This window comes from Natronoflexus pectinivorans, from assembly GCF_004345615.1.
Taxonomy (GTDB): Bacteria; Bacteroidota; Bacteroidia; order Bacteroidales; family Marinilabiliaceae; genus Natronoflexus; species Natronoflexus pectinivorans.
This window is the reverse complement of the sequence record NZ_SLWK01000004.1, coordinates 325,361-336,643: the sequence shown is the minus strand read 5'-3', so window position 1 is coordinate 336,643 and position 11,283 is coordinate 325,361. Positions and strand designations below refer to the sequence as shown.

Sequence of the window (11,283 nt, the reverse complement as noted above, 5' to 3'; positions counted from 1 at the left end):
TCGTAAAAAATTAATTCCTATTTTTGAAAAAAATGCAGACCTAAAAAGTGTCCGGATAAATCCGGAATGGGTGTCCGAATAAAACAGAATGTGCACTTATAAGCAAATCACGAATTATTGTTTTTATATATGGTTAGGTTAGTGAGATATAGCATTTTTTTAATTCTCAGTAATGATTTGTCATGTTATTGTATTCGATAATGATATATGATTCATTGAGCTAGTGGTTTCATTATTCTTTTATTGATAATCCCAAAAAGCAAAATAGATATTTAGTCTGTTGTAAATTATCTTGATCTTGGATAGTTAATTGTTTCTTTATCGGATAGTTTAGGTGTTAAGTCGCTATTCTAAATTCGAATTTTTTCCTGGTAGTGAAGAAAGATGAATGGATGTACCAGTCTATTGTACTTGCGATTTCTTAATATATATCCAAAAGAGCCTTGAAACTTATGTTTCAAGGCTCTTTTGGATTGCTTTTATCCTTCCTTTACGGTAACTCGGTAATCATCGTACCGTGAAAAGGTGTGCTGGTCTCTTTAAAATTTTCGATTTTAATATAATCAATGGATGCTTTTTTAAGTTCAGGTGCTAATGCCCCAAAGGTACCTGAAGTAATAAGCGATATTGCGTTAGACAGAAAATGCTCTTCTATTTCTCCCAATTGTGCATTGTATATATTGTCACGTAATGTGTGGTTCGGAGGTAGTCCTTGTTGATAATTGATGTCATTGGTTACATTTTGAGCTCTCATTACAATTGGTTGCATTGCCCACGAATGTCTTCTTTGGTTGGTGCTTTGGTCAATATCCTGAATCATGATCGATCCGTAATACTTTCCATGGGTTTGTGTTCCTATTTGTATGACTTCCATATGTGGAGCAAGACCGTAAATCATCATTTCACTTGCTGATGCAGTGCCTGATGTAGTTAGTATGTAAACCCGACTTAAATCCAAATTCATTGATTGATTGGGAATTCTTAAATTAGTGTTGTAATCTTTAAGATTTTCATTCCATACTTCTTCAATAAACACTTCTCCAACTGATGATTTTGGCGCAATTAATCCTGCCAGTAAAACAGCAGATGAAACCCTGCCCCCTCCGTTATATCTTAAATCGAGAATCAATTCGTTTACGCCGGCTGCTTTAAAATCTGAAAAGGTATTGACTAGAGCAGTGTCATAGCTGGCTGTAAATGACGAGTAAGCCAAATATCCTATTGTAGAACCTTCTATTTCATGGATGCTGCTGGCAATTATTGGGTGATGTTGCAGGTTCTCAACAGCATTAATCTCCACTTCGGGTGATAATGAAATGATGTTCCCGGAGTCATCTAGATAGCCAAGGGTAAGCACCATGTTGTCATTATTTAGCAGGCGCTGATAGTTTTGATCGGTTACGGTTTCTCCGTTGATTTTATGAATCATATCACCTCTTTGAAGTCCCGCTTCACTGGCTGGCGAGTTTCGATATACATATTCTACATATATGATAACCTGGTTTGATCCCTGTCTCAAATAATAAGGTTGTACAGAATATCCTTTACTTTTTGAAACACCATCAAAATAAGCTATGAGTGCATCAATGTCATCAGTGATAAATGACCACTTATCATCAGGATTCTTAAGTAAACTGTAAAAATAGGCTTCTGGGTCTCTTTGTGTTCTGTAATTTATTTCCGGCATTTCTTTGTGCCAGAAATAAGCGTAGTCCATATATGTATATATAAAGTTGTTTACAGTAAGTGTTTGCGTAGGCAGAAATTCAACATTAGGTTTTAGAGTTAAATATATTCTGATATCCTGTATTGCTCCAGCTTTTATGTTTTGAGTTGATGCGATGTAAATATTGGTTGATTTATCTCCATACAGTGACTCTTTTTCGTCATCTGTTAAATGGCGATATGCCTGAACTTGATAATCTCCGGGTATTAAGTCGGTAAAAAGAGCCTTTGTTCCATCTATCAGTTTTGTGCTGTCTGCTTCACCACTTTGAATGTTCGTAATCCTAATGGTGGTATTTTCCAGAGAAATAAAATTGTAATTATCATCAATTTTAATGTTTACCTCAACAGACGACAGTATTTGGGCTTTATCATCATCTTTACATGAATATAAAATGGTCATCAGGACCATTAGTTTAAAGAATAAAATGGATATTTTCATAATCAATTGTTTAAATCGTATTTTGAACTGTAAATTTACACTTTTTTCTGTTTAATTTCACTTTTCCTGATGCTCATTGCATGGATATTTCAGATTCGTCTGTCACTTTTTGTGGTATTTTCCTAAATTTGAAAAGAAAATAAGAGTATTTTGAATTGTTTGATCAGGGATCTAAAAACTTGGCTCATTTGTCAATTATTCTGTGGACGATCTTTTATGTCTCGGTGTTGTAGTACAGGTGTTTATATAATCCGTATATTGATTTATTGTGGAATGAATATTAAAAAGTCTTCGATAGTTTTATCAATTGCATTCATTGCTATGATTTCCTCCTGTGAATCCGATCTTGAAATAGATATGGATGAAGGAGGTGGACGACTGACTCTGTTTTCATTTCTGATTCCTGATTCTGTTTTTACGGTACATTTGAGTAAAAGTGTAAACCACTCTTCTGTTGATTTTTTTGAGCGAGTTTATGATGGCTATGTTACTGTTGTTAAAAACAATGTTGTTGTGGATTCATTTGCTTATCCTTACCGAGATCTTTGGGCTCAACGTCCTGGAATAACCATTAAGCCCGGAGATCATTTTGAGTTAAGAGCAGGCGATGCTTCAGGAAACATGGTTTCTGGCTTTACCGTTGTCCCGGAAGTTGTTTCTATTTCACGAATAGACACAACTAGAAGTACCATAATGGATCCCGCTAATCCTGGGTTTTCTTACATACAATGTGAGATTGTTTTTTCTGATCCTGAGTCTGTAGATAATTACTATCAATTGGTTGTATTAAAAGACCTCTGGACGACGACAGGTAATGAATTATTACACGAGCAACGAAGAATAAGTTTTTTAAAAGATGATCCCATTTTTTACATTCGTGATCAGGAGGGTAGTTTGTTAGGAGGTATTGACTTCAGAGGCACTTTTTCCGACTACTTGATCAATGGAAAAGAGTATAAACTAAGCATTCGTCTGCCTGCTTCATACGCTACACCGCCGGAGTCTGGTCAGAAACGTAAAATTACCTTTATGCTTTTGAATCAAACACGTGACTATTTTAATTACCTGCGTAGTAGGGTTGTGGCTGAGTATAATTATGATTTACCCATTGTAGATCCCATAAAAATTTATTCCAATGTAGAGGATGGTTTGGGAATCATAGGCGGCATTTCTGTCGGAACCGATTCTCTTGTTTTTATTGGATCTGGTTATGATTGATCAATTTTTGTTATGAATATGGTGTCCCGTTACAGGGGTATTTCTGATATCTTTGCCAACTCGTTTGATGAGATCAAATATGTAGTTTTTGTTTTTTGGAATAATTGTTGCATATTTGCACCTATAAATACAAACATGTAAATATATAAATATTATGGCGCTATTTGGAAAAATGGATACCTCCGGAGAGAAGGCCGGAGGAACAAATGAGATTACAGATGTAGAGAAGGTTAAAGTGTTAATTATTGGTTCTGGTCCTGCAGGATACACGGCCGCGATATATGCAGCACGTGCCAATTTGTCGCCTGTGATGTATGAAGGACTTCAACCAGGAGGACAGCTTACTACAACCACTGAAGTGGAGAACTTCCCCGGATATCCATCAGGTATTACAGGCCCTGAAATGATGGAAGATTTAAAAAAACAGGCAGAACGTTTTGGCACTTCTGTTCGTTTTGGTATGGCTACCAAGGCCGATTTTTCAAAACGGCCATTTAAAGTTACCATCGACGATAAAAAGCTTATTGAAGCCGAAGCAGTTATTATTGCAACCGGTGCAACAGCAAAATATCTGGGTCTTGAGGACGAGAAAAAATATGCCGGTGGAGGTGTGTCGGCTTGTGCTACCTGTGATGGGTTTTTCTACCGCGGAAAAGACGTTGGTGTGGTAGGAGGTGGAGACACTGCAGCCGAGGAAGCTTTATATTTGGCCGGACTTTGTAATAAAGTTTACCTGATTGTTCGTCGTGATGAATTGCGAGCTTCTAAAGTGATGCAGGAGCGTGTATTCAACACTCCAAACATTGAAATTTTATGGAAGCATCAAACCAAAGGTTTGTTTGGTGATGGAGTTGTTGAGGGTGCTACGCTTTTAAAGGAAAAAGGGACTCCCAACGAGGAGGAGGTGAAAATAAAAATTGATGGATTCTTCCTTGCAATCGGTCACACACCAAACTCTGATATTTTTAAGAAGTATTTGGAAACCGATGAAACCGGATATATAAAAACAGTAGCAGGCTCAGCAAAAACTAATGTCCCGGGTGTTTTTGCCTGTGGCGATGTTCAGGATCACATTTACCGTCAGGCAGTGACAGCTGCAGGTTCAGGATGTATGGCAGCCATTGATGCAGAGCGTTGGTTGGCCGAGAATCCATTGAAATAATTCATTTCTGATATTATTAAACCACAGATTTACTCCATGTATTTCTGTGGTTTTTTATTTGATTCATATAATAGTAGGAGATTGATATTTTGAATCTTGCGCAGATGTGTGGGGCGTAATCTTTTTTGTTTAATGGTTTATTCATAAATTTGACAAGCAATTAACATAGTTATTGTCAATTAAATCATATACCATGAGATTTATTTTTTTTAGTATTAGCACATTCCTTATTCTCGGGTTCGTTGTTTTTGGTTGTTCAAACAACCAAAAAACTTCAATCATCGCCAATGGTGCAACTTTAGAGTTGGTAACAGACACCTTCAGATTTACAGAAGGTCCTGCTTCTGATCGCTACGGAAATGTATATTTCACCGATCAACCCAACGACCGTATTCTTATTTGGACGATGAATGGCGAAATCTCCACTTTTATGAATGTTGCGGGACGCTCTAATGGTCTCTATTTTGATAATGATGGAAATCTATTGGCCTGTGCCGATGAAAAGAATGAACTCTGGTCGATTAATATCAATACGGGAAAACACGAAATTCTGGTTTCTGATTTTGACGGTTATAAACTGAATGGTCCAAATGATTTGTGGATTGATTCAAAGGGTGGTGTCTATTTTACCGATCCTTATTACAAGCGCGACTACTGGTCTGACCCTACCCAGGAACTCATGCAGGAAAGTGTCTATTATCTTTTACCCGATCGAAGCGCAGTGATTGTTGTGGATGATGACATGGTAAAACCGAATGGAATTATTGGCACGCCCGACGGAAAAATGCTCTATGTGGCAGATATAGGCGATGACAAAACCTATCGTTACGATATAAATTCGAATGGGACGCTATCTAATCGTCAGCTATTTTGTAAATTGGGATCCGATGGCATGACCATTGATAACCAAGGGAACGTTTACCTAACCGGTGATGGCGTAACTGTTTTTAATGCAGACGGTGAGAAAATTGAGCACATTAAAATTGATGAACATTGGACGGCCAACGTCACCTTTGGCGGAGTTGATCATAATATTCTGTTTATCACTGCTATGGGGTCTGTTTATACACTCGAAATGAATGTTAAGGGTGTACGGTATTAATTCTCGTTTTTATGATATTCAATCAGCCCATTTATTGGCTCTTTTACTATTTTGCCAATAACGTAGCCTGATATCATGGCTGATTCTTTAAGTATATCCTGAAAATACCATGCCACGCTTCCGGTAAAATGAACCGGAAGCGTTTTATTTACATGGTATTGGTCAATATTTCGTTTAAAAAACTTCTCAAAAGATTCTTTTAACAGGGTTTTAATGCTCTCTTCTTCCTGATGGTTGTATAGGAATTTCGTAAAATCTGCCAAAAATCTGTTAGGAAATGGCTGTTTGTAAACTTTGTCCAAAATTTCTGCCGGAGATAGATGGTATGTTTCATTAAACTGTTTGCATATATGGTCCGGCAATTGTTTTTTTAAAACATCAGCGATGAGCGTTTTACCGAGAACCGCACCGCTGCCTTCATCGCCAAGGATAAAACCCAATGGAGAAACATGTGCTTCAATCTCTGAACCATTATAATAACAGGAATTCGAACCGGTTCCTAAGATTCCCACAATGCCTTCTTGGCATCCGCATAAAGAACGAGCCGCAGCCAGCAGGTCGCTGTTTACTTCCACTTTTTCTGGATTCCAAACCTCTTTTATGGCATCCTCAACTATCATGCTCTTTTCAGCATTGGCACAGCCTGCGCCATAAAAGTAAATTTTTGTTATTGAACCGCCTATCTCTTTGCAATGCTCTTTAAGTATCTCAACTATTTGACTTTTATCCTGAAAAAACGGGTTGATACCCGGTGAATGAAAGGTTGAAATATCATATTTGCTGGTCAGAATCGCCCAAGTCGTATTGGTTGAGCCGCTGTCGGCAATTATTATCATGGTTAATTGTTATTCTGAGTAATTATGGACGTGTGGCAGTTCGGGACTGACTGTGATAATGCCAATAGAACTGCCTTTTTCTATATTGTATAGGGTATGGATGTATTATCCCTTCGTTTTCAGGAAACCGCTAATTGATTTCCATCTTCTATTTCAATTTGGAATTTAACTTTCGCTTTCAGGGCTTTAAAAACTTTCAGAATGGTTGAAACAGTAGCACTACTAGCTCCATTTTCCAATTTCGATATTTGAGCTTTTTGTACTCCAATTAATTTCCCTAATTCCTCTTGAGTAAGCTTTTTCTCCTTACGTATTTGCTTTAACTTTTCTCCTAATATTTCCATGCTGAGTTCAAATTCATATTGCTCTCGTTCGGGAGTTCCTCGTTCTCCAAAGTATTTGTCCTCTAACTCCTCTAATCTCTTATATTTCATTGCTTCCATAACTGTTACTTTGATTTATTTTTCTCTTTTCGTTTTTCTTCGAAATACTCTCTTTTTATTTGCTCTGCTTTTTGTATTTCTGCTGGTGGAGTTTTATTTGTCTTTTTTATTAATCCATGAGTCGCAACAACAAGAGTTTCTTTCTCTTCTTCCGTGTCCCAAAATGCAAATAGACGATAAAACTTTCCGCTTTCGTCCACTCGAAATTCAAATATACCGTCACTGCTTTTTAATTTTGTAAACTATTGTCCAAATAATCGTTCCTTCGTCTTACGTATAGCTTGAAATATTTTCTTTTTAGCGTTTGTTTCGAGGGAGTCAGTAAATTCTTCGGCTTGTTTTAATAATATGACTTCGATGGGTTTTTCCATATTCACTATCTCTTGCTTGTTTCTAAATATAGAAACATCTATAGAGTAATCAAAGTAATTTCTGCTAAAAATTAAAAGTATCTGATTTCTGAGCTTGACCACAACTCATTCCCTTTGCATGCGCTGAAAAGAATTCATATCTTCAAGCCACAAAAAATAAATTGATTTGTTGCTATGATTACTTGTTTTATCTCTGCCGGAGAACAAAATAATTTACAACCAACCATTGATGCACTTAAGTGCTCATCAATGGTTGCTGAAGTTGTTGTTATTGCTGATGAATCTGTTAATCACGATATATCCGAAACTGTTAAACATATTAGTGGAAGCGGTTTTCATACAACGGAAACTCTCAGGCAAATCGCAGAGTATGCGAAGACTCCATATATTCTCTTTTACACCAAATCGTTGCCGCTAAAAACCGGGGCATTTGCACTTGAGCGCATGGTTCAGATTGCCGAAGATACAAATGCCGGATTACTCTATGCAGACCATTATAAAATGATAAACGGAGAAATTAAACCCCATCCGTTAATTGATTATCAGAGTGGCAGCTTGCGGGATGATTTCGATTTTGGCTCACTTTTGTTGTACAAAACTGAAGCTGTCAAACAAGCTTTACCTGCTCTAAATATCCCCCGAATGTATGGAGGGTTATACGCACTGCGTTTGGCCGTGTCAAGAAACTATTCTGTTTTGCGTATTCCTGAGTTTCTCTACACCGAAATGGAGACAGATAGCAGGGCTTCCGGAGAGAAGATTTTTGATTACGTTGACCCCAAAAACAGGGCGGTGCAGATTGAAATGGAGGAGATTTGCACAGAACATTTAATAGCCATTGGAGGGTGGCTGCAACCTCGTTTTAGTGAAATTGATTTGTCCGGTTCAGGTTTTCCCGTTGAAGCATCTGTAATTATTCCCGTTCGCAACCGCGTGAAGACCATTGAAGATGCCATCAAGTCTGTTTTGTCCCAGGAAACCAAATTCCCATTCAACTTAATTGTAGTGGATAATCACTCGACGGATGGCACCACTGAGCTTTTAGAGAAGATGGCTGAGTCAAATGAAAAACTGATTCACCTGATTCCCGACAGAGATGATTTAGGTATAGGAGGATGTTGGAATTATGGTGTCGTTCATGAGGCATGTGGTAAATTTGCCATACAGTTGGACAGTGACGACCTCTACATCAACAAAACCGTAATTCAAACCATTGTTGATGCGTTTTACGAACAGGAGTGTGCCATGGTGGTGGGTAGCTATCAAATGGTCAATTTTAAACTTGAAGAGATTCCGCCGGGATTGATTGACCATCGCGAGTGGACGCCGGAAAATGGCAGAAACAATGCTCTTCGGATTAATGGCTTAGGTGCTCCCAGGGCTTTTTATACGCCGGTTTTGAGGGAGATTAGACTTCCCAATACCAGTTACGGTGAAGATTATGCCGTAGCGTTGCGGATTTCGCGACATTATCAGATTGGTCGCATATACGAGCCGCTTTATTTGTGCCGCAGATGGGAAGAAAACTCTGATGCATCGCTGGATGTTGCGAAAATGAACAGCCACAATCTCTATAAGGACCGCATCCGAACTATTGAACTTGAGGCGAGAATCAGACTCAATAAAGGAACTCTCTGATGGGATTAGCATTCAACAGCATTGATGAGCTTTTTGCCACGCAGTTGAAAAATTGGGATTTGGCAGCACGTAACTATGATGGGTTAAACGGGGTATTAACCCGCGAAGTTGAGTTTGAAGAAGGATTTAGTTTTAAAATTCAGTTTAACCCTGAACGAATCAGGTCGTCGGCGGCAAAAGTGGATGCTGACAGCATCCGCAAGCGCAGTTGCTTTTTGTGTGCTGAAAACAGACCTGCCGAGCAAAAGGGGATTTCTTTTAACCAAAACTACCAGATATTGCTTAATCCTTTTCCCATTTTTCACCGCCATCTAACCATTGTAGATAATTCTCATCGTGAGCAACTAATATCCGGACGCTATAGAGATATGTTGCGATTGAGCGATGAACTTAGGGATTTTGTGGTCTTTTATAATGGTCCAAGGTGTGGGGCATCAGCACCTGACCATTTCCATTTTCAGGCCGGAAATCGTGGCTTTATGCCGGTTGAAAAGGATATTTATCAGACAAACAAGCAGATTTTGGCCAGTACAGAAGGTTGTTCTCTTTTCGCAATGGATAATTATTTGAGAAAAGCACTTTTGTTTACAGGCTCAGATTTGAATGCTTTGGAAGCTTGTTTTAGCAGTGTTTTTTCTGTTCTGGAAGATTTTATCCCTTCTGTTCCGGAGCCGATGATGAATGTTTTGGTGGATAAAGAAGGGGAGGAGTGGAGAGTGGTGATTTTTCCGCGAAAAAATCACCGTCCGGCGCAGTTTTTTGCAACTGGTTATGACCAGTTGCTTTTAAGCCCTGCTTCGGTTGATTTTGGAGGGGTTTTAATTACACCTCGCAAAGAAGATTTTGAAAAATTAGACAATAGTCTCATCCGTAATATTTTTAAGCAGGTTACGGTGGACGATGATGTTTGGAACGAGATAAAAGAGAGGCTTGTTTCAAGCTGATGGATTGATAAGTTGTTAAACAGTTTAACTCACGAGTTCATCAGACTGTCACCTCAAAAACTAAATTATGCAACCAAAAATACGAGTGGGAATCATGTTTTCCCCATCCATAGAATTTAAACTTCATGGCGCTTTTCGGCATATTACTTCTGGTAGAGAGTTCCAGGGAGAGGGAACCTTTAGGCTAAAGAACAATGTCGTAGAGTTATCGATGAACGGTGAAACGGAGGTCTGTGAATTGCCTTTTGAACTGAGTCCTGTGGATGAGCAATCCGCCAGTTTTGAGCTGCTGAATGTTACCATAGGCATAAATTTTCATTGGGAAAGAAAGGAGAACCAATCTTTTAAAGGTGCGTTGAAAATTATTCAGGAAAACGACCATCTCACAGCCATCAATGTATTGTCGCTGGATGATTACCTGTTAAGTGTAATCTCCTCTGAAATGAGTGCGACCAGTTCTGCTGAACTTCTTAAGGCACATTCGGTGATATCGCGTAGTTGGTTGTTGGCTCAGATAGAAAAAGGTGAGCAGATTAATAAATTGGGTAATTATGCCACCTGCTTTGAGAGTGAGGGGGAGCGAGTGAAATGGTATGATAGGGAAGACCACCTCAATTTTGATGTTTGTGCCGATGACCATTGTCAGCGATATCAGGGAATCACCAAAGCAACAACTACCACAGTACGAAAAGCTGTGGAATCCACATCCGGATTAGTATTGACTTATGACGGCAATATTTGCGATGCCAGATACTCAAAATGTTGTGGCGGTGTTTCCGAACTTTTTGAAAATGTTTGGGAATCCACTCCGCATCCATATCTGACAAAAGTGGTGGATGCTGCCTCACCGCCCATTGATTATAGTCTGGAACTTGGAAATGAAAAGGAGGCCAACGCATGGATTACCGGAAGTCCTGATGCATTTTGCAACACTGCCAACCCGGAAATTCTTTCACAGGTTTTGAATGACTACGACAGGGAAACTGCCGATTTTTATCGATGGAAGGTGACTTTGTCGCAGGAAGAAATTCAAAATCTGTTGAGAACCAAAGTAGGGATAGAGGTCGGTCGGGTGCTTGATTTAGTTGCGATGGAGCGTGGAGTTTCAGGGCGAATTATCCGTTTACGGATAATTGGAACTAAGTCGGAGTTTATCATTGGAAAAGAGCTGGAAATACGCAAAGCGTTTTCTGCTTCACACCTATACAGTTCCGCATTTGTAGTTGAAAAAGGAGATGTTAAAGATGGAGTGCCGGAGCATTTTTATTTGAGAGGAGCAGGTTGGGGGCATGGTGTAGGGCTTTGCCAAATTGGTGCCGCAGTGATGGGTGCTTCCGGCTATTCATACACACAAATACTCAATCACTATTTTAAAGGAGCAGATATTACAAAACGATATTAG

General features: G+C 38.9%; 9 protein-coding genes and 1 pseudogene. 6 read left to right on the top strand and 4 right to left on the bottom strand.

Annotated elements, in window-relative coordinates; genetic code table 11:
* Positions 1-490: 490 nt before the first annotated feature.
* A complete protein-coding gene (locus EV194_RS07935; protein WP_132433498.1) occupies positions 491-2,167 on the bottom strand; it encodes a S41 family peptidase in 1,677 nt (558 codons plus the stop codon).
* Positions 2,168-2,440: 273 nt separating this feature from the next.
* Between EV194_RS07935 and EV194_RS07930 the strand changes: the two genes are divergently transcribed.
* The 3 genes from EV194_RS07930 to EV194_RS07920 all read left to right on the top strand — a co-directional run bounded on the left by EV194_RS07930 (position 2,441) and on the right by EV194_RS07920 (position 5,649).
* Positions 2,441-3,385, top strand: a complete 945-nt coding sequence (locus tag EV194_RS07930; protein WP_165921830.1) for a DUF4249 domain-containing protein — start codon at positions 2,441-2,443, stop codon at positions 3,383-3,385.
* A gap of 154 nt (positions 3,386-3,539) precedes the next feature.
* On the top strand, positions 3,540-4,547 hold the full coding sequence (gene trxB / locus EV194_RS07925; RefSeq protein ID WP_132433496.1) for a thioredoxin-disulfide reductase: 1,008 nt from the start codon (positions 3,540-3,542) through the stop codon (positions 4,545-4,547).
* 193 nt (positions 4,548-4,740) lie between these two features.
* Positions 4,741-5,649 carry an SMP-30/gluconolactonase/LRE family protein gene (locus tag EV194_RS07920; protein ID WP_132433495.1) on the top strand — a complete coding sequence of 303 codons (909 nt, stop codon included), beginning with the start codon at positions 4,741-4,743 and terminating at the stop codon, positions 5,647-5,649.
* On the opposite strand, the gene EV194_RS07915 is transcribed toward EV194_RS07920, so the two are convergent.
* The 3 genes and pseudogenes from EV194_RS07915 to EV194_RS17005 form a co-directional block, all read right to left on the bottom strand.
* Positions 5,646-6,485, bottom strand: coding sequence for an ATPase (locus EV194_RS07915; RefSeq protein WP_132433494.1), 840 nt, complete (start codon positions 6,483-6,485; stop codon positions 5,646-5,648). The genes EV194_RS07920 and EV194_RS07915 overlap by 4 nt on opposite strands.
* A gap of 119 nt (positions 6,486-6,604) precedes the next feature.
* Entirely contained in the window at positions 6,605-6,928 is a 324-nt protein-coding gene (locus EV194_RS07910) for a helix-turn-helix domain-containing protein (RefSeq protein ID WP_207915945.1), read from the bottom strand.
* Positions 6,929-6,933: 5 nt separating this feature from the next.
* A pseudogene (locus tag EV194_RS17005) lies at positions 6,934-7,146 on the bottom strand (type II toxin-antitoxin system RelE/ParE family toxin); the annotation flags it as partial.
* A gap of 327 nt (positions 7,147-7,473) precedes the next feature.
* On the opposite strand from EV194_RS17005, the gene EV194_RS07900 reads away from it, so the two are divergent.
* The 3 genes from EV194_RS07900 to EV194_RS07890 all read left to right on the top strand — a co-directional run bounded on the left by EV194_RS07900 (position 7,474) and on the right by EV194_RS07890 (position 11,283).
* Entirely contained in the window at positions 7,474-8,937 is a 1,464-nt protein-coding gene (locus EV194_RS07900; RefSeq protein WP_132433493.1) for a glycosyltransferase family 2 protein, read from the top strand.
* Positions 8,937-9,881: a DUF4922 domain-containing protein gene (locus tag EV194_RS07895; protein WP_132433492.1), complete on the top strand. Its 945-nt coding sequence runs from the start codon at positions 8,937-8,939 to the stop codon at positions 9,879-9,881. Before EV194_RS07900 ends, EV194_RS07895 begins: the two co-directional genes overlap by 1 nt.
* 67 nt (positions 9,882-9,948) lie before the next feature.
* Entirely contained in the window at positions 9,949-11,283 is a 1,335-nt protein-coding gene (locus tag EV194_RS07890; RefSeq protein WP_207915941.1) for a SpoIID/LytB domain-containing protein, read from the top strand.